Genomic DNA, 22,034 nt, shown 5'->3' with positions numbered 1-22,034 from the left:
CGAATCGGCGGGTTTTTTTGCCCGAATTTCAGGCAAAAAAAAGCCAGCTATTACGCTGGCTTGAGCTTTCGGAATGAATCAGGAGACGTCTGCGGCCATTTCGGCGTCATGGGCGATCAGCGAAACCAGAGCGTTTTGCTGGCGGTGAGAGAGTTGGCGGAAGCGCTGCAGCAGTTCGCGTTCGTGCAATGACAGCTCGGGGCTGTCCAGGCGCATGCTCAATTCTTCGCCCAACGCACCTTCCTGAATAAGACTCTGTTCAAGACGCGCGATGATTTCGGAATTCATGCTGCGATGATGATTGCGAGCCACCTCGGCAATGCGTTCACGCATTCCGTCTGGCAGACGTACGACAAACTTGTCAGCCGTACGGCTGGAATAAATTGCCTGTTTCAATGGGCGCATATATTTAACCGGTTAGTTCAGGGGAGCGGTTCTCGGGATTGGCCGCAGGATGTCAGATAGGACAAGCACTCCGACCAAATGTTCAACCTGAATTGATAGAGGCGCGCATCATGCCTCAAATTAGCCAGATCATTGGCGTCAATTCTGTGACAAATATTGATCCGGGTAAAGGCTTAATGCCAGCACCTATTATCAGAAATGCGGACTGGTTTGAAAACTATCCATGAGTCCGTATCGCTGACCGCGTCCTCTTGCCCGACAGGTGATGCCCGAAGACGCCTGAAGGTGCATGCTATGCGGATTCGATCCTTGATCCTTATTTTAACAGGATAGTGGCAAATGGCCGATTTACTAGGGTGGGCGCGTGGCGCGGGATGATTTCAGGATGGATGGCCGGCTGATTTACTTAATGGGACCTTCCGGATCCGGTAAGGACAGCCTCATCGAAGCCGCTCGCGAACCGTTGCGGACACGCCATTGTGAAGTCGTACGCCGGGTTATTACGCGCTCGGCCGAATCCGTGGGCGAAGACGCCATCGAGGTTTCCTGCGAAGAGTTCGAACGACGTAAAAGACAAGGGGATTTCGCGCTGTCGTGGCAGGCCAATGGGCTGGATTACGGGATTCCTGCTCGCATAGACCAATGGCTCAAGGACGGTCGCGATGTGTTGATCAACGGTTCGCGCGGGCACCTGGCAGAAGCGCAACAGCGCTATCCCACGCTATTGCCGGTGCTGTTGACGGTCAAGGATGAAGCCCTGCGCGAGCGTCTGCTACAGCGGGGGCGTGAAAGCCCGGCAGAAATTGAAGCAAGACTGCGCCGTAATGCGCTGTTCACGGCTGACGATTCAATCGGTGATACGCAGATCCGTCGACTCGATAACTCCGGCGACCTTACTGTCACCGTTGCCAATCTTCTGAAACTGCTGAGCCTCAGCGTAAAACCGGATCGAACTTGATCTTGCGCCCGGCGATCAGCGCCAGCACGAACAGCGCACCGAACACGCTGCAGGCAATCAGGGGCAGGGTGATGACCGTGTCCTGGACCAATGACAGATGAAGAATGCCGCTCAGTAAAGCGAGGATGAAAAATCCTGCGGCTGATTTGGACATGCGGTGCTCCTGATGGGGTGATTCAAAATGCCAAGCGTTCGAAAGACTGTGTGCGCAACTGAATGCTCTCTTGACTCACCTCTTGCCCGACAACACTGCGTTGATCGCTCATGACTGCCAATTGAGGCGTTTTTTGCAGTTGCAGGTAATGGGGTATGCGCTGGGCAAGCGTCGCAGCGTCGTTTTCGGGGAAGAAATGAAAACCCAACAGAACCGCCAAAGCGACCGCGTTCGCGACTAAAAGAGCGCTGTTCATGGGCTGATCTCCTGTGTTCTGTGAAGAACAGTCGAAGCAGCCCGCATGCCAAAAGTTTAACGGCTATTAAATCCTTTAAAAACAATGAACTAAGATATTTTTGCAAAATGCCCACATTGCATTTTGCAATGATGGCATTTTGCGGTGATGCAATTTGCACGGTAAACAAAGCCACGCTACCGTGAGACATCTGCCTACACTTAAAAAGCCCACGGACGACATGACAAAAGCAGGCTTGCCCGTTAACATGCACGCCGTCCATCGCTCCGCATTCCTTTGCGGGCGACTTGTGTCTCAGTAGCTCAATTGGATAGAGCATCCCCCTCCTAAGGGGAAGGTTGGCAGTTCTTCTCTACGCCTGTGACTAGTCACCAATAGAATCCATAGCCTGATGCTCAGATGGATTGGTGTCCAAGATTCATAAATGATGAACGTATCAATCGTTCCATGGGGAGTGGGATGAGCCTCTATCCATCCAAAAGGATTCGCCTCGGGATGAAGCAGCTTGTCCTGGACCAACCTCGGCTAACCAATTGATTTCACCCGAATCGATCCTTCGTGTAAGATCCTCCACCGCAGATCTGTAGACGTGCTCCCTTAGTTCAATGGATAGAATAAGCCCCTCCTAAGGGTTAGATGCTGGTTCAACTCCAGCAGGGAGCAATACCCTCGACAGCTGCCGCACCTTCAGACTCTTCCCACAACCTGACGCTTCAGTCGTTGGTGATTCCCCGTGCTCCGTACCTCCCCCTGAGCTGTAAGATCACAATGGCTTCCCCCTGCGGAAAAGGTCGCTCATAGGTAAGATGGCTCCGATGTTTTCGTAACAGCGGATTGTAGAAGGTCAGCAATATAATATTTTATTAAGCTTGTTTATATTACTCAAGTAACGAAATGCTCATCCTGTCATCCCCACACCGATCAGCCTCATCTATTTCTACCAAACTTATCGAGTTCTACTGGAGTGCGTCGCTGAGCCTGTTAACATTTGGGTGTTATTAGGAGGCGTCGTCGTGACACTTTTAGTTGGCTGAGTATGAGAATAAGGGAGGGTAATGCCTTGTGGTGAGCGGCTCATATATTAATCCGGCCATGATCAGCTTTTGCAGAGCACGACATCAATATTACAAATTTGACGTTAAATGATTTGAGTCTGATAAGTTGTTAAGGTTGCGATTTTGTTAGGCGGATTAATATCGTGATGTCGAGTGTGCTATGATTTATCTAAACAATAATAAAGGGTTTTTAATGAATAAGTTTAGATTTCGTAGTGAATGCATACATGACGTATTGGATTTTTTGGCTGTGGTGGCCGAACGTTTCCGGTTCTCCAATTGCAGCATATCGCACGATCCGCAGTTTCCCGACTGTGAAGTTGAGCTAGACATCCTCTGTTCGATAATGGATCTGCAATTAATTGCTGAAGGCATGACGGACTTGCATGCGATTTCAGAATCGATGGAACGTATACGCTGATCACAAGAGCTAGAGTTTGCGTAGTCACTGACCAAATCGAATCCTAAGGTGAGGAGCGTTAGAGCTTCCTCCGGTGAAAGACAGGGCTTAAGCAGGAGTCGAGCGTGTGAGACTTCGGGCGGCAAGCCCTCGTGCTAGCCCCGCCAGCGGGCGCCCTAGGCCATCTGTTGGCACTCCTACCATCCCTAATGACTCTTGTGACCTGGTTCTGCCACCGCACCGAGCTTACAGGCTCTCCTGCGCAATTTGTTCACAACTTACCTATGTAAGCACGTAATGAACATCGGGTGCGCTCATAGCATGGAGCCGTCGCAACTTCTTCCATTTGTGCGCGCTCATGCGTTTTTCATGTTGCTGGTGTTTTCCATATGCGGTTGGTCGTGACGCCTACGTGCTCATGTTTCCTTGCGTCTGTTTGGCAACATAGGTCCGTGAGTGGCATTTTATCGGGTATTTTTTGTTAGTTGCTTGCACAAATTGATTTCTCCAACTAGTAATTGAGTGGTGCAATAGGAATGTTGGATTGCATTTGTTGTGACTGTCTTGTTGGAGGAGGAAGGGTAGCGAGCATGACATGCTGAACGTATATGTCAGTTAGGTGGGCCAGTGCGGCCGATTTGCTTCCCGCCTACGTTCATCTACTTGCCGAAATTTTCGAGCGACTCCCTGACTTCGATTGAACCCTCAATAGCGACGGTCACATTTCCTTTGATTAAAACAATGAGTAGGCGGGTAAGTAATGAACAGGAATGATAGACGCCGGTTTGACAAAGAGTTTCGGAAGGTGCTGAGTACGAATGGTGATTGCTGTGGGCTTTGTGGAAAAGCCTTAGAGCACAACAGCAAAACCTACGGCGGCTTCTCTGTCTACTCCCATACAGTACTAACTGGCGAGTGCTGTGTTCGAAGGCTTTCATCGATAATGGCCAGCGGCGTCTACGTGAACAAAAATATCGATCATATGCCGTGTGGGAGTCAGGGTGATAAGAACCACGAAAGTTCGCAAGAGGATGTGGAGGCTACGATCGCAGCGATACAGTCGCATTTTACCGATTTGGATAAGCAGTCAGCCGACCTGCTGCGACGGGCTGGGATACACCGACCAGCTACCAACGTGTCATTCGAGAGTAGTGCCTGGAAGGCCGATGACGCAGCTTGGTTCCAAAGCCACCCAAAACGCTCCCATCGGATGCGACCGATGTACAAAGGCGAGGCATCGAGCCTTTCGAATCAAGTCGTACTGGGTGCACCACCTGAGAAGTATCGCTATGAGATCCTTGTGCGGCAGGTCGAGGTCGGCAAACGTGTTCGCACCGTCTTTTGCAGGAATACCGACGTGCCAATTCCAGACGTGGAGGAGGTCTTGCATGCTATTTTTGATATCGTGGCTCAGTTTGGCAAGTCAGGCGTTATCAGCTCTGATGAGGTGGAGGCCTTGGCTGCTCAATATGGTATGCCGCCTTTCACAGAGCCTCACTAGCGTTCCAGCTAAAGGCTTGGCGGCCTCAGGGGAACCGAGGAGAATCTCGACCACCGGCATCGGCTTAAGGAAATCATGATTTACGTTACCAAGGAGGAAATGGAGGAGCCCCGCCTCGCTTCCGAGCTATTGCAATGGGTTACGTCCAAGCTCGAGGAAATAGGTCAGATAGAAGGTTCCAGGCCCGCGTTCACAAGGCTCAAGGGTGGGCTTAAGGAGTTGGTTGAAGAGATCTACCCATTGGCCCTTTGGGGAGACAAGCTACCGAATTCACATGAAGTGATCCTGGAACCGAAAATCGGATCGCAGAATTACGACGCGGTCGTGACGGACACGCTGGATAGATTTGACTCCTACCATGTCGAAATCACACAAGCCCAGAAGGGTGAGCAGGAGTTTCTACGCCGCTTGCACTTAGAGCGCGAAAGATGGTCGCCAGGGCCTTCGCTACCTTTGAAAAGAAATGGAACTCAATCGACGGAACTGAAGGTTGTTGTGCGGCGAATCTTAACCTCGCTTGACCAGGTTGTGAGTGACACTGAAAGTCTCATCGAAGAAGCGATACTGCGAAAAACTAAAAAGGTGTATCCGGAATCTACTCGTCTCGTGATTTTCTTCGAGGATATGGTTGTTTCTGCGCAAGAAGGAATTGAGAATAAGCTTTGCACAGTCATCGAGCGTGCAGTTGATAAACAAGCTTGTTCATTCGTGTGCATACACCTAGTTGGTAGTACGCAGAGGGTTAATGTGGTTTGGCATGTCGTGTCTTAGCGATTGGAATTGGTTAATTATTGATTAATAATAATCTGAGTTTTATTCGTGGCGTAAAATTCGCGAGTGAACTGAATAAAAATCTTTGAGAAGGTGAATTTTATGAACGCGGCAGAAGAGAGCTTGGAAAGGGCTAGTGAAAATCAAGCTATAATCGAAGATATCAATTTTATACTGAATAAACATGGGATCTACGATACCATTCTACGTTCAGATGTGACTATTACGGACAAGTCAGTAACTGATCTAGTAACACAGGATGACAAGTTGTCGCGGTTGATTATTGAGTCGCTGTGGCCAAGTATTGAATCTGCAACAGTTTACCATTATACAAAAACTGAATCAGCTGAATCTATTTTGAATTCAGGAGTTTTCCGGCTTAGCAATATTGAAAAGCGTTATGCTGAAGATGAGATTCTGACCTTTTGCGAAAGCCACGAATTAGCGGGTTACCTTGATGAGGATGCTGAAGGAAATCCATACTATCGAACAGATTTGATGCCGCATATGTTCTACGCGTCTTTTACGGACACTAGTCTAACGCCAGAGCAAGAGGAAACCTTTTGGCAGGATTTTGCAGGCGGAAACGGAGTTCGATTAAAAATTGAGATTCAGACTGTCGGTCCTAATTTCAGAAATATCTATTACGAAGAGCGTGCGGGTGAACCCATTCCTTTGCTCAGTGAGTTAATGAGCTGCATAAGTAAACGGTATGGAAGGAGGTTTACATTAAAAGGTATATCTACATTGTGCGCTTTCTATTTGTCTGGTGATTCCTTTGGTCACGAGCAGGAGCTTAGGGCTTTTCACAGTTCACGCTCGGGTGGGGAGGTGAGAGGGGAGGGCGCGGCTAGCTATATTGAGTTGCCATTGGTCGATGAATATACGTGTGGCTACAAATTAAAGGTTGTTGAGGTGCATGCGATGAGTAGACCTAACATGCCGGATCATTATGCATTTTCTAAGCGAAAGGCTTGAGCTATATATGGCAAGCGGGCGAATCCTCAATAAGCGAGGCACCAACACCACAACGACAAATTGCATAATTCTAGTGCTGGAAATTATGTGGATGGGTGTTTGAAGCGCTGTATGAGTCAGAGCAGTGACCAAAGCTTAGGGCGATTTGTTTAAAACGAACGACTGGATCTCCGTACCGTGTAAACGACAAAAGAATCCTAAGTGGTTTAAATGCTCAGTGATTTCAGAAACCAACCAATGATGGAATTGATAGAAAGCGCCCGGAAGGTGATTTTTGTCTCCCCCGGTTTTTTTCGGCTCTTTTATCGCGCTGTGGAAAAAGACAATTTGACCTTTTAAATTTGCGACGCTGTGATTGTTGTTAGTATGCAAATTACAGATTTTTCCTTGGACATCTGATGTTGCGAGAAACCAGCTATCGATAGTGCCTTTTGTTGTGTCAATGCGTGCAGCAATTCTGGTATATCTGGTAGGTGATGTAATCGGGGTTTGATGGAGGCTTACAACATTTTCTAAGGGGTCGTAAGCTTCTTGGAAGAAAGTAATTTCGATAGGTTCGCCCATCAAGCGTTTCAATTGTTTATTACACTGGGTTTGATTGGATTTGGTGTTGCATTGTATTACGTACTTCATGGATGTTAAGGCCTTTTTTATTATTTGTTATTAGTTTAGCGCTCCATAATATACTAGTCAACAATCCGGCTCCATTGTCTAGTTGTTTTTCTTGAGGTTGCATGATTTGTATTATAAATGCATAACTAAATAGTTATATAGATTGCCTTCTCCCTACGTAGTTAGCATAGGGTGCATTGCACCCGCTGCCCCAGTTCAAATTTCTCCACTATATTGAGAAAAAATTGGGAGACACTTCGATGGATGCAGCTATCACCCCGACTCAGCTCCGGGATCTTCGGAAGCGGTTAGGCTTAACGGCCCAACAAGCGGCTGACTCTGTGCGAGTTAATTACAGAACCTGGAAAGGCTACGAAGCACCTTACGGTGCACCTTCGCATCGCGACATATCTGAAAGCACGCTCTCGCATTTTTGCATTCAGCATGAACTTGCCTATCCTCCGATATCTGACGACGGCCGCCTCATTTACAAGAACTGCAAGGTTCTTAGCTTCGCAACGTTCAAAGGCGGAGTTGGGAAATCACCCATCACCATTGCGGCGGCAGCTCTTTTGGCAAATGAGGGTTATCGGGTTGCGGTGGTTACCAACGACATTGTGTTTCGCTGTCACATAAAGGGAGAGCGGCCTGCGAGCGTAAATCGACTTCGTGATGAAATTGGAGTCGATTTTTATGACGAAGTTGACGTTCGGCTCTACCCGTACGAGGTTAAAGATATAGAAGAGCAGCTTGCCAAGGATGAGGTTTTCCTGGATCCCGAAGTGATAGCTAAATGTAATCTTGAGCAAATGTACGACTCTGATATATGCCGTTTGGTGTCAAAGAGGACGGCAAAATACACCTGGGAGGATCTTCTACCTCAGTACGACTACATTTTTGTCGACTTTAACCGGATGCCTGACGAGACTTTTTTGCTTTCTACGTTGGTTGTGATCCTTCTCGACGGCATGTGTGTAGCTTCCATTAACAGTGCGAGAAAGCTTCGAGATCGGTTCGTTGAGCTAAACGGTGGGAATTTCCCAGAAAAAGTGTTTGGTCTCATGACAAATTTCAATCCGTCAGCGCCGAGTGATAGTGCATTTAGTGTGATTGGAAATGGGGAACCAGATCAGTCTTGGGCTGAAGAGCTTGCCGAGTTGGTAAGAGAAGAGGACCTTGAAATTTATGAGCATTACAGCCGAGTTTATCAAATCGTTAAGAAAACCAAAATTCCACTCCTGAACGTGCATCTTACAAATTCACACCGAGTTGAAATCGAGCGCTACAACGCCGACCGGACATTTTGGGAGGGATTCTGCTATTTCAATGCGGTGGTCAATTTTGCCCCTGAGTCTCCGCCGGCTGACGAGATCAAGAGGTTGGTGAGAGAGGTTCGGACCTTACTGAGGGATTTGGCAGACTGAGCATCTTCAGCGCGCGCGTACCTCAGTCCCCGCGACATTAGCCCCCCCTGGGCGGATGCCACCAATGGGTCCGTTCGGCAGAGCCGGCGCTCTCAGCACTCACCGAGGCCTAAGGTGCTGAGATCCAAACGAAGAACTTGGCGCTAATGCGTTGTCGCTTATCGAAACTCCCGGCCCACCGGAGCCAAATTTTCCCAACTGCTGTCGATACACTGCTCTGGCGTCTGGGCCAACAACGTAGAGAGATTTAGCTTTGTGGTTGGTGTATTGGTAGGGCCCAAAGACGGGGCGTTGTCAGGAGCGTTCCCTCGGTTAGCAGTCTTGGACTTGGCTCTTTGCTTTTTAGATTTCATGGTTCAACTCCATCGTCGATCGCAGTTTAGCTTCAAGTCCGCTTGAGTGAAGCCGGCGCTGCCGGAAGGCGACCATAGGTGGGTGGATGAGTATCGGTATCCCGTGAGAAGTTTTCCATTTAAGGAGGATTGCGGCCGCGGCGATTAACACTGGTACGGTCAACATCCCAGTGAACTGCAATAGGTTCCAGCCAGACTCTAACAATTGGGCTCCGACAAATCCGCTGAGAATTGCGCCAAACCGTCCGACGCCACTCATCCAGCTGATGCCAGTACCGCGATTTGCCGTTGGGTAGCTCATAGCCGCAACGTAGTTGCAGTTTCACGATCCCTGATGGGCGGAGACAAGTCGGAAGCGAGTGCTTCCTGTGGACACGCATCTAGTCGCTTGCATCCTTTCGCCAGTCAGTCAGATTGATGTTGACCTCGATACGCCGATTGGCGGAGGACGAATAAACAGAGCCGCAACCTGGACTCGCATGCACTTGGCTCCATAACCCTAGATTCAAATTGTGGTTTTTGGTGTATTGTTAGGTGACTAACTACATAGAGAATGAATATGTCAAAACTCGCCGAATTTCGTCAGCTCGAAAAGCACTTGGCTGAACAGCTCCAAGCTCTCGAAGCCCTGAAAGGTGATGTTGGCCTCAAGAAAGAAATTGAGTTCGAGACCAAACTGCGGGCACTGCTGGTCGAGTACGGTTACAGCTTGCCGAGCGTGATCAACCTGCTAGATCCGCAAGCGAGCCGTCGCGCCCCTGCTTTCGATTCCAAATCTGGCACCCGTAAGCCACGCCAAGTGAAGGTTTACAAGAATCCTCACACAGGTGAAGTCGTCGAAACCAAAGGCGGCAATCACAAAACGTTGAAAGAATGGAAAGCGGAACACGGCTCCGCGACCGTTGAGTCTTGGCTGACCAAGTGATTTTGGTTTGAGTACAAAGGGCCCTTCGAGGGCCCTTTTTTCATTTCATTCAAGAGCGGCGGTTGAAATTATCGTCAGCATTCGTACACGCGAATGCTGGTATTCCAAAGAAGAGCAATAAGTGACCCAAAGCTGACGGAGATGGAAGGCGAAAATCGGTCAAGATTAGTTATTAAAAAATCTCACCTGATCGATCTTTCAGCCGCCGAGGGCAACAATAGTATTATTGAGCCGTCGCAGAAGATCATCGTATGTGATGATGTCCATCATGTTTGCATACTTACGTTTTATGATCTCGAAGTCCAACAATTGGCTGCCAGTCATGTCGGCACCGCCAATCTGATCGCGTCCGACGATGATAATCGCCTTAGGATTGGAAATCCGAATCTTCATGCCCGGCGGTAGTTCAGTGGTGTATTTTTTAGTGAGCGTCTCTTCACCTTTGATACCCCATTTCGATAAGTGAAACAGATATTTCTCGGACTGCATGATGCTTCCGCTCAGCTCTGAGGTCGGGATACTATTACCACGGTACTGACTCTTGCGAAGGATTTTGTCATCGAAGGGCTTTTTGACTTCGATGACGTCAAGATTTCCGTTGGCATCAACCAAGGCAATGTCGATAAAACGATCAGTCTTCTTACTGGGATTACTGTAGTAGTCGTGGATAGTGACGTTCTCGAGAACTATGATATATTTTGGGAACAAAAGGAGTAAGAAGGACAGCATCAGCTTCTGCCAGTCGCCCTCGGACCAATTTTTCTTGGTCGCCAAGGAGTCCTTTATCAGGTCTCGAATCAAAACGTATTTCTCGATTTCCAGCTTCTTTACTACATCCAAATCGATTTTTTTGGTGCCGGTGAGAGACTTATTTCTGTTGAGATAGTTCTCATAGCGGCCCCGTGCATCCCTCATGCCATCCAGGTACTGAGAAAGTATTGTGTGAACACGAGCATCGGCGTAGCGATTGAGTTCATAGGTGTTCGGGAATTTTTTGAGCAACTCCTCAAATACGTCTTTCGGTATTGCGTCGGGGTGTGCCCCTCCTATTACAATGGGATCGGAGTGATCTAGTAATTCTGATAGTCGAAGGAAAATCGAGATATTGCGCTCAGCAACAAAGAACGACCGCTTGAGTGTAATATCACGACTTATGAGCAAATCATTTTTAATCTCGAGGATCCGCGCAGGAATCCTCACATAGTCATTTTCGAATGTTCCGAATCGAAAATTATACTTGTAATTCTCAAAATCTTGGTTGGCGGAGGGAGGATTTAGCAAGTCTGAAGATTTGAACAAGAATATTCGAGATATCCGCGCTTTGTGGTTGGTCGTCAACTCATCCCAGACCCATTTGTCATTGGCTCCCAGATCCCCTTCGTATTCAAGATCGACACCTGTAGCTGTAGTATGAAATTCAAGCATGCTTCCCTCGATGTAAAAAATCAACGCCTCTACTTATAGCAGGTGAAATCAGTGGATACATACTGAATGCCCCTAGTTTGATAGACACAGTTGAGCGGCTGCTTTTGGCCGACTTTTTTGCTCGTCTCGTGAGGCAGAAGACGACCCATAGCTGTCGGTCAGCAAGGGCGGAACTCAGCAAAATCTGTCGCTGGCGATAATGCGCAAATAAAACCACAAGTTGACGGAAACATGTGTCTACGCCATCAGGGATGATAAAAATGAAGTAAACGGTGGCGGAGACTGAAAATGTGCCATCGGGCCTAAGCCCGCTTATGTTCCACGTCATTGGTATGGATATGTCACTTTGACTCAGGAGTTCCAAAATCTAGCTTTTGACATAGCTGGCTACCGACTTGCGAATCTCCTCCCTCGCCTCATCTGCGCTCCCCCAGCGGCCCATCTTCACCCACTTGCCCGTCTCCAACACTCTGGAGTTTTCGAAATAATGCTGGATCTGGGCGAGCAGTAGTACGGGAAGGTCTTCCCATTCCTTCACGTTGCTGTACAACGCGCTAAGCTTCTCGTGCGGTACAGCTATTATATTGGCTCCCGGGCCGGTTTCGTCCGTTGTGTACATAACACCAACTGGTCGACTGCGAACAACAACGCCAAGCGATACTGGGTAAGGGCAAATCACCAGTACGTCCAGAGGATCGCCATCATCACATAGCGTATTTGGAATAAATCCGTAGTACGCCGGATAGAGCGTTGCTGTACTGAGGAAGCGTTCGACGAAAATCTGCCCACTTAGTTTATCCACCTCGTAATTAACTGGAGAATGGTTTGCAGGGATATCGATGACCGTAAAAAAATCATCGGGAATTTCGTGACCTGCTGAAAAATCTTCATAACTCATATTCGTACTCCAATGACTTAAGAAGACTACCCATTAATCCCATTCAGTTTGCAATACTCCTCCCACTCCATTTCTACCATTTCTGCCACCTCTCGATGAAACTCCAGGGTCAAATTTTTCAGTTCTTCGGGCGACTCTGAAATCAATGTAAGCGTTAGCTCCCATACCTCGATCCCCAGCCGCATGGCCTCTTGTTCAAAGGCCGACTCGATGCAGAATTTTTTATCGTCCGGACTCAGTCCTTGGACGGCGTCGTTGAGTGATGAGTCGCCATTGAAGAACTTCGACAGCGCTAATTCTCTTCGCAAGTCATCCGAGTTCATCAGCTACTCCGGCCCTGTGAGTCGTCTGGGCATTTTCTTCCCAGTGTGAGGACGCCTTTGCCACGGTCATGCAATCTGCGGCTCATCGAACCAACCGCGGATCGTTTGGTAAAAAAACAGATGCATTGTGTCCCACCAACGTTTCCACCAAACACCCGGTTCACCGTCTTCAAGTGCTACCAGTGGTAGGCTGCCCAGTTTTTGCTCAGCATCGTACAGATCCAGTCTTCCAACGACGGTGCCAGCAGAGATAGGCGCTTCAAGTGGTCCGTCAATCTCCAGACGTGTCTCTACTTCACGATTTTCATTCTTGGGTAATGTGAGGGTCATATCGTCCAACAATCCCAAGGCGATCAATCGTTCTTTACCCTTCCAGAGTGCAGACCACGTGAGTATTTCCCCTGCTTTTTTGTAGGTTTGGGTGTCGTAGAAGCGAAAACCATAGCCCATGAGCTTTTCCGTCTCTGCCGTGCGTTTATGCGCGCTGATGGCGCCAAATATCACACTTATCAAGCGTCGCCCAGCTCGGTGCGACGAAGCCACCATGCAATAACCAGCGGCCTCAGTATGGCCAGTCTTCAATCCGTCAAAGCTTGAGTCGCGCCATAAAAGTAGATTGCGGTTGGCTTGCCGAATGCCGTTCCAAGAAAAGTGTTTTTTGGAGTAAAGCGCGTAAGAGTTAGCCTCTTGGCTGATGATTGCCCGCGCCAACAAAGCCATATCGCGGGCAGATGAATAATGCTCTGGGTCAGGCAGCCCGGTGGAATTCACAAAGTGCGTGTTACTCATGCCGAATACAGATGCAGTCGAATTCATCATCCCGACGAAGGCGCCCTCACTTCCAGCCACATGTTCGGCGAGTGCAACGCTTGCGTCGTTACCAGAGTCAATGATCACACCGCTCAGCAAGTCGTGAACAGAAACCGAACTGCCCGGGTCGAGAAACATTCGTGAGCCACCCGTGCGCCAGGCGTTTTCGCTAATAGAGACGCTGTCATCATCTTTCATGCGCCCGGCCTTGATCTCACGTGTGGCGACAAACGCCGTCATCATTTTTGTCAGGCTTGCAGGAGGTAGTCGCTTATCGCTGTTGTGACTGGTAATGACGCTTCCCGTAGCCGCGTCGATCAGAATCCAGGCTTTAGCCCCGAGCTTTGGCGCGGCGGGGATCATCGCTCTTGGCGCGTTAGTTTCAGCCAGCGCATGGTTAGCGAAGACTACATGCATCGTTAGACAGAACACGGTTAGCACAAGCGGGGACAACAGGTATTTCACAAGGAAGAGGCCCTAGATCAACATAAAGTGGTGTCAAGCTAGCCCTCAGGGCGTCGAGCCTCAAAATTAAGCTGGATTAAGTTAAATTTAATGTGCAGGTATCGATAGATCCGCAAATCAACCGGAAACCGTCGGGCAGATAATCAAGACACGGGTACCGCTATGCATAGCGGCAGGCTGAATATCCAACGTATAGCCGTGCAATTTCACGATGGCCGCGACCAGGGATAATCCGAGGCCATGGCCGGGTTGCATTCTGCTAGCGTCCCCTCGGTAGAGCCTGCGAATGACGTGTGTACGGTCTGTCTCGGGTATGCCAGTGCCATCGTCAGCAACTTCAACGATGACCGTTGAATCCTTGATACTTCCCCGCAATTTGATGTGCCCTCCCTCCGGGGTGAATTTGATGGCGTTATCGAGCAGGTTGACCAAGGCTTCAAACATCAACGAAGAGTCGCCATACAGTTGAGGCAGGTTATTGGTAATTTCCAGAGAGAGCGTCTGAGAGCGGTCGAGTGCCAAAGGCTCATAAAATTCATGCGCTTGCTGTAACAGCGCCATAATTTTGAAAGGTGCAAATGCCGAGCGGCGACGAATGTCGTCGAGTTCAGCAACCCGAAGCAATCCTTGAAAACGCACCATGATCGATTCGCTTTCCTCAAGGGCTTGGTTCAAAATTTGCTCGTGATCGTTGTCTATAGGCAGTTGCTGGAGCTGATAAAGCCTTGCACGCAGCCGAGTTAGTGGCGTACGCAAATCGTGAGCGACACCATCACAAACACTTTTGACCTCATGCATCAGTTGCTCGATATGATCGAGCATCGTATTCACGGCATTTGCCAGCATATCCAATTCATCGCGACGGGCGGATAAGGGTAAACGCTCCGACAAGTTGCCTGAAACGATGCTCTCGGTACAAAGCTGTAGGCGTTTGACACGGCGTAAGGGCAGACGCCGCAACAAGTGCCAACCAATCAATCCGGGGATGAGTGTTAACGAAAGTCCCCACATCAATGCCTGCTCGATAATCCCGCCAACGGCTAAAATCGAGCCGCCGTCACGCGCCAGAATAAGAATATGCCCGTCGGGGCGACGTGCTAGCAGGGCATAACTGCTTCTGGTTTCTTTGTCAGGTAACGCAATGCTCAGTCCGCGCTCAAGATAATGAACCTTGCCATCATCAGGCAAACTGGAGCGCAGTTTGAGCAGGTCTCCTGCAACGTGTTGTCCGTCGGAAGTGAACAATCCGTAAGCATCGATCCCGGGCGTTGAGTAGGCTTCACTGGCAGCCAGTTCTTTCACCAGTTTTTTGTCATCGATTTTTTGATAGTAGTGGGCACGCTGCAATAATGTCCGCTCTGCAACGGTGCCCAGGTAGTGGGAGATTTCCCAGTACAACACGCCGGTGAAGAGTGCCCCCCAAACCACAAAAAATATGGCGTAGAACCCGATCAATCGACTACCGGATGAGCGCCACTCCTCAGTTTTTGGTAGCAAGGACATAGCCGGCACCGCGTATTGTATGAATGACGGGTGTGCCTTCGTCGCCTTCAAGCTTTTTGCGCAGCCGACCAATGTGAACATCGATGATGTTCGTCCCAGGATCGAAGTGATAACCCCAGACCTCTTCAAACAGCATGGTCCGAGTGACCAACTGGCCGGCACTGCGCATCAGGTAATTGAGCAGCTTGAACTCGGTCGGTAGCAGCAGAATGTGTTCATCTTTTCGAGTCAGTTTGTGTTCGACCAGATCCAATCGCAGGTTTCCGCAACAAAGTTGCGGATGGCCTGCGTCTACACTGGTGCGCCTAAGCAATGCGTCAAGACGCGCAACCATCTCGATAGCAGAAAAGGGTTTGGTCAGATAATCATCGCCGCCCGCACGCAGACCCTGAACGCGCTCATCGACGTCTGAAAGTGCACTGATCATCAGGACAGGTGTTTGAATCCCAAGACTACGCAACGTACTGACAATGGTTAGGCCATCAAAATCGGGAAGCATTCGATCCAGGGTAATGGCGTCATAACCTCCCGCAATCGCCAGTGCTAATCCGTCGCGTCCAGTTGCGGCCCATTTCGCACTGAAACCATGGCGTTGGAGTTCAGTGATGATGACTTCCGCCGTCACCTTGTCGTCCTCTATGACCAATGCGCAATTCATACCTTCCTCCGCTTCAGCCTGCTCTTAGCGCTTGCGACTCAATGCCGCCTTGGCAGGTCCACCTTAGTGACCAGCGCAGCGGCCGAAGATTAAATTTTCTTAACCCACCTTAACCTTGATGCATGCCAAAGCACCGATATATTCGAAAACTGATGCGCTCCGCACCGAGAGGAGGGAAAACATGACCCCTTATTTGGCGTTCTTTTTGTTAGCCTTTGGTTTGATGTGTACCTACGCAAGTTGGGTCACTGCATGAAGCATTCAGGTGTACCTGATGTAGATCTGGGGCTATCAACCAGCCTCTTGCAACCAACGAATTCATGCTGATGTCAATTGTATAAGGATGCGGATCAATGCTCGGTTTCAGCCTTTGGAGCCCCCTATGACTCGGCAAAAAGAGTTTTTAGCAAAAGCGTTGGAAATACATCATGAGTACCAACAGGCGACAGCTGTCATCCACGCCATGATGAGTAAAAACATGGCCGTAGGTTCCGAGTGGGATGCTGCTGTCGCCAGGCAGCTCGCAGCTCTTGACACTTGGATGGAGCTTCCTAGAGGTTACGGAGACTTCCAGGCTGTCGACTGACCTTCATTTCAATAGATTTCCAGATCATGGCGTCTACCACAGGTGTGCAGTTCCAGGGGGGAGTGGGCGCGCTGAGTCTGCGCTTCGTGCGATATACGTCCCATTCACCTGATTCACTAAAGGAGTCGCAACGGGGCCCCGCACCTAGTCGACCTATTTCTCCCGCTTGAGGTATCTTGCTACGCCACAGACGCTCGAATCGTTTGCGCGAATTGGAGAGGGTGGCTTTGTCTATCGGTGAGCAAAAACTTGGGAGGGGAATGGACGAAATATTTGTCGTGCAAAAACGTCCATTGCTTACGGACGATGGGCCTGTTTATCGAGACGCGGCGAACAATTCCAACACGGATTTTTATTACCGGATCGTCAACACGGTTACGGGTATCTTCGTCAGTGAAAAGTACCTAGTGTGTGAAGAAGCAGAGACCGTATGCCAAAGTTTAAATCTGATGGGGCGCGATGACCTTTCTCGTGATCCGTCCTAACCTTTGGTCGCTGGCAAAATGCGCTCATAAATGTCGATAGGCGTTTTTTCAGTCTGCCAAGTCGTTTACCTGTCTTTCCAAATCCGAATTCGGATATCCAGGCATTAGCCCGTCTCGCAACTCCACATCTGTATGAAAGGCTGGCTGTTGGTCGGTATTCCAACCCACCGGCTCATGAAGTTGCACGCCCCATTAATGCACAATTGGTAGTCTCCAGCCTCCGGAGTACGCCCCAAGCGCAGAGGTTGCAGCGGTGGCAGCTGACGTTGGTAGTGCCAACTGCCATTTTCCAGTCGGGCGTCCTCAGGAACTTCCATTCCCGCACCATTGCCCCGGATTCTGGCTTCCTTCAACACAAGGCCTTGCTTGGTGACGCGGTAGTCCTCCTCCCAACGGATCTTCTCGATAGTGTGGTCCCACGCCAGCGTGAACTGCGAAATGGGTAACTGCGCCCAGACGACGCCAGCGAGACCCAGACACAATCCAATCATGCGTTAGCCGTCCCGACCTGCTTCGACCGCCACACGTGTTGAAGGATCACCAGCAGCCCAAGTGCAAAGCCAATTTCATCGGTCAGCGGCAACGCCACGATTAACAATGCTCCCGCGCCAACACTCAACAAGCGTTCCCATAGCGCCATTTTTTGTTGCAGGTATCCCGTTGATGCCATTCCCCAGAGACCGACCGCCAACGTTGTCTTGATCAACATGTAGGCAGTCATCCATAAATTGCCACCTTGCAACATTAGCGCCGGGTTGTAGACGGCCATGAACGGAATGATGAACCCAGCGAGCGCAATACGGACCGCCCATAAACTGATCTTGAATCCGGTCTCCTTCGCAATCGGTGCTGCGGCAAAACAGGCGAGGGCCACCGGTGGCGTTAGGTCGGCTAGGATGCCGAAATAGAACACGAACATGTGTGACACGATCAGGGGCACACCCAGTTCCAACAGTGCAGGTGCTGCGATTGAACTGGTGATGATGTAGTTGGGAATGGTCGGAATGCCCATGCCCAGCACCAGGCAGGTGATCATCGTCAGCACCAGTGAAAGCAGCAGGTTGTCCCGGCCAATGGCCAAAATGTAACCCGCAAAGGTTGAGGCGACGCCTGTCAGTGACACTACGCCGATGATGATGCCCACCAGCGCACAAGCAATCCCCACCGGTACTGCATGTCGCGCACCTTCGACCAGCGCATGCAGGCAGATCGTCAGCGTTTCCCGGCCACCTTTTATGAATCCGCACACCAATACCAGCACCGCGATGACTAAAAAGATAACGCCGATTCCCAGCTGGAAGAATCCGGTGCACAGAACTCCGAGGGCGATCCAAAACGCACAACGCAAGCCAAAATTGTGCACTCTGAGAATGATCGCCGAGCCGAGAATGACGATGGCCGTCAGTGCCAGCCCCACCATGCCGGAGAACAGGGGCGTGCGACCGGAAAACAGCAGGTAAACCAGAACCAAGAGAGGAGTCAGCAGGTACCAGCTCTTCTTTACCGCGCCCAGTGCACTGGGGCATTGGTCCTTGGGCAGGCCTTTGAGGTTCGAGCGCTTGGCTTCCAGATGTACCATCCAGAACACGGATCCGAAGTAAAGAATAGCGGGAATCAACGCTGCCTTGGCAATCTCCACGAACGGCACGTTGATAGTTTCAGCCATGATAAAGGCGACGGCCCCCATCACGGGCGGCATCAACTGGCTGCCCATGCTGGAGGTCGCTTCGACCCCGCCGGCAAACGCCGCCCGGTAACCGAAACGCTTCATCAACGGGATAGTGAATTGCCCTGTCGTCACGACGTTGGCAATCCCGGAACCGGTTATGGTCCCCATCAGTGCCGACGAGGCGACTGCGACTTTGGCCGGACCGCCCAGCTTGTGACCGAACAACCCCATGGCGAAATCTGTGAACAACTTGATCATGCCAGCCTGTTCCAAAAAGGCACCGAACAGGATGAACAGGAAAATGTAGGTGGCCGACACGTAGGTTGGTGTTCCGTACAACCCTTCTGTACCAAATGAGAGTTGGTTGATGATCTGGTCAAATCCATATCCCCGGTGTGCCAAGTCGCCGGGCAGATATTCGCCTAACAAGCCATAAGCCAAGAACAGGCCGCAGATGATTGGAAGCGCAATTCCCATTACCCGTCGGGCGGCTTCGAACACCAGTGCGATCAGCACAAGCCCAATCACGGTGTCTGCTGTCGTCAGATCGCCGGAGCGCTGAATCAGGTCAGCCTCGAACACCCACTGATACAAGGCCGTGGCAATCCCAGCCAGACTGAGTACCCAAGCCAGCGGTTGCCAGGGACGATCCTTGCCGTAAGCGGGGTAGCTCAGAAAAACTACCCAAAGCAAAAAACCGACGTGTACGGCGCGTAAAACCTGACTTGAGATGGGTGCAAACGCTGCGGTGACAATCTGAAAGATCGAGAACAGCAACGCCACGTAAAACAGGGTTTTTGGCCAGTCTCGCGGATTTGCAGAGATGCCCTGATGATCTTCACTCATTAGCTGCCTGCCTCATGACCACATTGAAAAGAGCGAAAGAAGGCGTAGCGGTCCTGCCGCCACGCCTTGTGTCATTACAACGCGCCCTTTTCCTTGTAGTAGCGTTCCGCGCCCGAGTGCAGTGCTATCGGCAGGTTTTTAGCTGCATTTTCCAGCTTGATGTCCTTGGCCGCTGAATGAGAGTTGCCCAAGCGAGTCAGGTTTTCGAACAACAGCTTAGTCATTTCATAAGCCACTTCATCGGATACATCGGCACGCGTTACCAGAATATTGGTGATCGCAACCGTAGGTACCGCTTCAGGTTGCCCATCATAGGTATTGGCCGGAATCATCGCGCCCTGATAGGCGGGGTTGCCGATTTTTGCGACCACCTCAGTCGGGATTGCAACGTAGTTCAACGGCATGACAGAGGACAAATCGCGAATAGCCGCCATGCCCAACCCGGAAGATTGCAGGGTGGCATCCAACTGCCGGTTCTTGATCAATTCGACCGATTCGGCAAAGGGCAGGTATTGCACTTTACCCATGTCTTCATAGGTCAGGCCTGCGGCTTTGAAGATCGCTCGCGCGTTCAGTTCAGTGCCTGACTTTGGCGCTCCTACGGAGATGGTCTTGCCTTTAAGGTCCGCCAGAGTTTTGATTCCTGACTCTTTGCTGGCCACTATTTGAATGTAGTTAGGGTAAGCACCCGCGATGGCGCGCAATTTGGTTAACGGCGCACTGAAACCGGCGTCTTCCACGCCGTTCTTCGCATCGGCTACGGAGTCCCCCAGTGCGAGTGCCAACTCTCCACGACCTGCTTGCAACAGGTTCAAATTTTCCACCGAAGCTTTTGTGGCCTGAACCGAAGTCTTCACGCCTGGGATGCCGTCGTTATAGATCTGCGACAGGCCAACACCAATTGGGTAGTAAACCCCACTGGTTCCCCCCGTTAGAATGTTGATGAATACTGGAGCGGCCTGAACTGCGGTGGTGACAGCCAACGTAGCGGCGGCTAACAGGGCAAAGCGGCTTATTACTCGCATGGGAAATCTCCGTCTTGTTTTTGTCTGTATGCAGAGTGATTCCACTGTAGTTGATTCAGGCGCGGACAGCGGTGGATTGAGCCAATCTCGGCGGTGGAAGTCCTGATAAAGGCTTGCAGTGACGGGATGGTTCTCCGCATTGGCGCTAGAGCCGTTGGACGACAGCGCATATCCGGTTAGTCTTGCCAGCACCACAGTCCTGAAACTCAATGGGAATTCGCTCGGGTGATCAAACCGATAGTGCTACTGCGCCGCCGCTTCGCCTCCATACGCTGGCGCACACGCGTGACGCTTTGGGCGGCTGCGACCCTGGCGGGCCTACTTGTCGTGATGTTTGCTCGGTTGGCTGATCTGGCACTGACGCAATTTGCGCAACAGACTGCCGAACGGCCCTGGTTGCCGTTTATTTACACACCCTTGGTCGGCATGTTGGTAGTGTGGTTGACCACTCGTTTTTTTGTCGGCTCCCAAGGCAGCGGCATTCCCCAGGTGATTGCCGCCACGCGCCTGGCTCATCAGGGCAAACCCGTCGACAAACTGGTGTCGCTGCGCATTGCCTTTGCCAAGATAGGACTTGGCACACTGGCGCTGACCGGTGGTTTTTCCGCAGGACGCGAGGGGCCGTCGGTACAAGTCGCTGCTTCGATCATGCATTTCTTTCACCGCTATCTGCCCAATGCGCGAATCATCCGCAGCGAGGACCTTATTCTGGCCGGAGGGGCGGCAGGCATCGCGGCAGCCTTCAATACACCACTGGCCGGTGTGGCGTTTGCCGTCGAAGAGCTGGGGCGCAAACTTGAGACCCGCACCAGCGGAGTCTTGCTCAGCACGATCATCCTGTCGGGGATGGTCGCCATCGCTTTGCAGGGCAACTACAATTATTTCGGTCACTTCGACATACACGAAATCGGCCTGGATATCATTGCCCCGGTGCTGGTGATCGGAATTGGCTGCGGGCTGCTGGGCGGCCTGTTTAGTCGGATGTTGCTGTGGCCCCAGCGCCATCATCGATTCGTCCTCTGGGAATGGCGGCGCACGCATCCTGTATGGTTCGCCGGCGCGTGTGGAATGATCGTGGCAATACTGGGCTGGTTGAGTGGCGGTATGTCATTTGGCAGCGGCTACGGGATCACGTCGCAGATCATCGTGTCCGATGTCGGCCTGCCATGGCACGCACCGATCACGCGTTTTCTTGCGACGGTAGTGACTTACTTCTCCGGTATCCCGGGCGGCATTTTTGCCCCGTCCCTGGCAGTCGGCGCCGCTGTAGGAGCCAACGTCGCGGACTTCTTTGGTTTGGCGACGCAGCCTATCATTGCGTTGTGCATGGTCGGTTTTCTGGCCGCAGTAACACAGTCCCCGATCACTTCCGCAATTATCGTGATGGAGATGATCGACAGCCATGGGATGGTGATCAGCCTCATGGCAGTCGCATTGATTGCTAAAGCGGTCAGCGCACGGATGGGGCCCGAGTTGTATCAGCAGCTGGCTCGTGGCTTTCTGCAATCGCCGGATAATGACGTCACAACCCGAAAGACAAATCCTTAGG

General features: G+C 50.8%; 22 protein-coding genes and 1 tRNA gene. 10 read left to right on the top strand and 13 right to left on the bottom strand.

The window, feature by feature from the left end; all coding sequences use genetic code 11:
* Window positions 1–78: 78 nt before the first annotated feature.
* Window positions 79–405: an Arc family DNA-binding protein gene (locus ACA044_RS22990; RefSeq protein ID WP_018926380.1), complete on the bottom strand. Its 327-nt coding sequence runs from the start codon at window positions 403–405 to the stop codon at window positions 79–81.
* Between the two features lie 385 nt (window positions 406–790).
* On the opposite strand from ACA044_RS22990, the gene phnN reads away from it, so the two are divergent.
* Window positions 791–1,363: a phosphonate metabolism protein/1,5-bisphosphokinase (PRPP-forming) PhnN gene (gene phnN / locus ACA044_RS22985; protein ID WP_497443416.1), complete on the top strand. Its 573-nt coding sequence runs from the start codon at window positions 791–793 to the stop codon at window positions 1,361–1,363.
* On the opposite strand, the gene ACA044_RS22980 is transcribed toward phnN, so the two are convergent.
* Both ACA044_RS22980 and ACA044_RS22975 read right to left on the bottom strand, forming a co-directional pair.
* Window positions 1,338–1,517: a PA3371 family protein gene (locus tag ACA044_RS22980; protein WP_497443415.1), complete on the bottom strand. Its 180-nt coding sequence runs from the start codon at window positions 1,515–1,517 to the stop codon at window positions 1,338–1,340. The two genes, phnN and ACA044_RS22980, sit on opposite strands and share 26 nt — an antisense overlap.
* A 22-nt stretch (window positions 1,518–1,539) precedes the next feature.
* On the bottom strand, window positions 1,540–1,773 hold the full coding sequence (locus ACA044_RS22975; protein ID WP_497443414.1) for a hypothetical protein: 234 nt from the start codon (window positions 1,771–1,773) through the stop codon (window positions 1,540–1,542).
* A 591-nt stretch (window positions 1,774–2,364) separates the two neighbouring features.
* On the opposite strand from ACA044_RS22975, the gene ACA044_RS22970 reads away from it, so the two are divergent.
* The 4 genes from ACA044_RS22970 (at window position 2,365) to ACA044_RS22955 (ending at window position 6,478) form a co-directional block, all read left to right on the top strand.
* Window positions 2,365–2,436: transfer RNA gene (locus ACA044_RS22970), tRNA-Arg, on the top strand.
* Between the two features lie 1,735 nt (window positions 2,437–4,171).
* Entirely contained in the window at window positions 4,172–4,729 is a 558-nt protein-coding gene (locus ACA044_RS22965; protein ID WP_497443413.1) for a hypothetical protein, read from the top strand.
* Window positions 4,730–4,804: 75 nt separating this feature from the next.
* A complete protein-coding gene (locus tag ACA044_RS22960) occupies window positions 4,805–5,500 on the top strand; it encodes a hypothetical protein (protein ID WP_497443412.1) in 696 nt (231 codons plus the stop codon).
* A 102-nt stretch (window positions 5,501–5,602) separates the two neighbouring features.
* Window positions 5,603–6,478: a hypothetical protein gene (locus ACA044_RS22955; RefSeq protein WP_497443411.1), complete on the top strand. Its 876-nt coding sequence runs from the start codon at window positions 5,603–5,605 to the stop codon at window positions 6,476–6,478.
* Window positions 6,479–6,613: 135 nt separating this feature from the next.
* Here ACA044_RS22955 and ACA044_RS22950 read toward each other — a convergent pair whose 3' ends face one another.
* Window positions 6,614–7,042, bottom strand: coding sequence for a hypothetical protein (locus ACA044_RS22950; protein WP_497443410.1), 429 nt, complete (start codon window positions 7,040–7,042; stop codon window positions 6,614–6,616).
* A 308-nt stretch (window positions 7,043–7,350) separates the two neighbouring features.
* On the opposite strand from ACA044_RS22950, the gene ACA044_RS22945 reads away from it, so the two are divergent.
* Together ACA044_RS22945 and ACA044_RS22940 are read left to right on the top strand one after the other, a co-directional pair.
* On the top strand, window positions 7,351–8,514 hold the full coding sequence (locus ACA044_RS22945) for a nucleotide-binding protein (protein ID WP_497443409.1): 1,164 nt from the start codon (window positions 7,351–7,353) through the stop codon (window positions 8,512–8,514).
* A gap of 912 nt (window positions 8,515–9,426) precedes the next feature.
* The gene (locus ACA044_RS22940) at window positions 9,427–9,792 is read left to right on the top strand and encodes a histone-like nucleoid-structuring protein, MvaT/MvaU family (RefSeq protein WP_497443408.1); all 366 of its coding nucleotides are present in this window, start codon (window positions 9,427–9,429) and stop codon (window positions 9,790–9,792) included.
* Between the two features lie 198 nt (window positions 9,793–9,990).
* Here ACA044_RS22940 and ACA044_RS22935 read toward each other — a convergent pair whose 3' ends face one another.
* The 6 genes from ACA044_RS22935 to ACA044_RS22910 form a co-directional block, all read right to left on the bottom strand.
* Window positions 9,991–11,217, bottom strand: a complete 1,227-nt coding sequence (locus ACA044_RS22935; protein WP_497443407.1) for a Shedu immune nuclease family protein — start codon at window positions 11,215–11,217, stop codon at window positions 9,991–9,993.
* A 367-nt stretch (window positions 11,218–11,584) separates the two neighbouring features.
* Window positions 11,585–12,115 carry an inorganic diphosphatase gene (ppa, locus tag ACA044_RS22930; protein ID WP_497443406.1) on the bottom strand — a complete coding sequence of 177 codons (531 nt, stop codon included), beginning with the start codon at window positions 12,113–12,115 and terminating at the stop codon, window positions 11,585–11,587.
* A gap of 26 nt (window positions 12,116–12,141) precedes the next feature.
* Window positions 12,142–12,438, bottom strand: coding sequence for a DUF6388 family protein (locus ACA044_RS22925; protein ID WP_497345921.1), 297 nt, complete (start codon window positions 12,436–12,438; stop codon window positions 12,142–12,144).
* 66 nt (window positions 12,439–12,504) lie between these two features.
* Complete coding sequence (locus tag ACA044_RS22920) at window positions 12,505–13,713, bottom strand: D-alanyl-D-alanine carboxypeptidase family protein (protein ID WP_497443405.1); 1,209 nt, start codon at window positions 13,711–13,713, stop codon at window positions 12,505–12,507.
* A gap of 117 nt (window positions 13,714–13,830) precedes the next feature.
* On the bottom strand, window positions 13,831–15,216 hold the full coding sequence (locus ACA044_RS22915) for a sensor histidine kinase (RefSeq protein ID WP_497345925.1): 1,386 nt from the start codon (window positions 15,214–15,216) through the stop codon (window positions 13,831–13,833).
* Window positions 15,194–15,874, bottom strand: coding sequence for a response regulator transcription factor (locus ACA044_RS22910; RefSeq protein WP_497443404.1), 681 nt, complete (start codon window positions 15,872–15,874; stop codon window positions 15,194–15,196). The genes ACA044_RS22915 and ACA044_RS22910 overlap by 23 nt, the downstream gene beginning before the upstream one ends.
* A gap of 382 nt (window positions 15,875–16,256) precedes the next feature.
* Here ACA044_RS22910 and ACA044_RS22905 point away from each other — a divergent pair, with 382 nt between their 5' ends.
* Together ACA044_RS22905 and ACA044_RS22900 are read left to right on the top strand one after the other, a co-directional pair.
* On the top strand, window positions 16,257–16,460 hold the full coding sequence (locus ACA044_RS22905) for a hypothetical protein (RefSeq protein WP_214380598.1): 204 nt from the start codon (window positions 16,257–16,259) through the stop codon (window positions 16,458–16,460).
* A 260-nt stretch (window positions 16,461–16,720) separates the two neighbouring features.
* Window positions 16,721–16,945, top strand: a complete 225-nt coding sequence (locus ACA044_RS22900) for a hypothetical protein (RefSeq protein ID WP_497443403.1) — start codon at window positions 16,721–16,723, stop codon at window positions 16,943–16,945.
* A gap of 104 nt (window positions 16,946–17,049) precedes the next feature.
* Here the strand turns inward: ACA044_RS22900 and ACA044_RS22895 are convergent, their stop codons facing one another.
* The 3 genes from ACA044_RS22895 to ACA044_RS22885 all read right to left on the bottom strand — a co-directional run bounded on the left by ACA044_RS22895 (window position 17,050) and on the right by ACA044_RS22885 (window position 20,485).
* On the bottom strand, window positions 17,050–17,436 hold the full coding sequence (locus tag ACA044_RS22895; protein ID WP_214380599.1) for a DUF1850 domain-containing protein: 387 nt from the start codon (window positions 17,434–17,436) through the stop codon (window positions 17,050–17,052).
* Window positions 17,433–19,460, bottom strand: a complete 2,028-nt coding sequence (locus ACA044_RS22890) for a TRAP transporter permease (protein WP_497443402.1) — start codon at window positions 19,458–19,460, stop codon at window positions 17,433–17,435. The genes ACA044_RS22895 and ACA044_RS22890 overlap by 4 nt, the downstream gene beginning before the upstream one ends.
* Window positions 19,461–19,534: 74 nt before the next feature.
* On the bottom strand, window positions 19,535–20,485 hold the full coding sequence (locus ACA044_RS22885; RefSeq protein WP_497345930.1) for a TAXI family TRAP transporter solute-binding subunit: 951 nt from the start codon (window positions 20,483–20,485) through the stop codon (window positions 19,535–19,537).
* A 225-nt stretch (window positions 20,486–20,710) separates the two neighbouring features.
* Between ACA044_RS22885 and ACA044_RS22880 the strand changes: the two genes are divergently transcribed.
* On the top strand, window positions 20,711–22,033 hold the full coding sequence (locus ACA044_RS22880; protein ID WP_497443401.1) for a chloride channel protein: 1,323 nt from the start codon (window positions 20,711–20,713) through the stop codon (window positions 22,031–22,033).
* The last annotated feature ends 1 nt before the right edge of the window (window position 22,034 follow it).

The sequence above is a fragment of the Pseudomonas sp. LBUM1673 genome (assembly GCF_059695645.1).
This window is presented reverse-complemented; position numbering and strand designations above follow the sequence as displayed.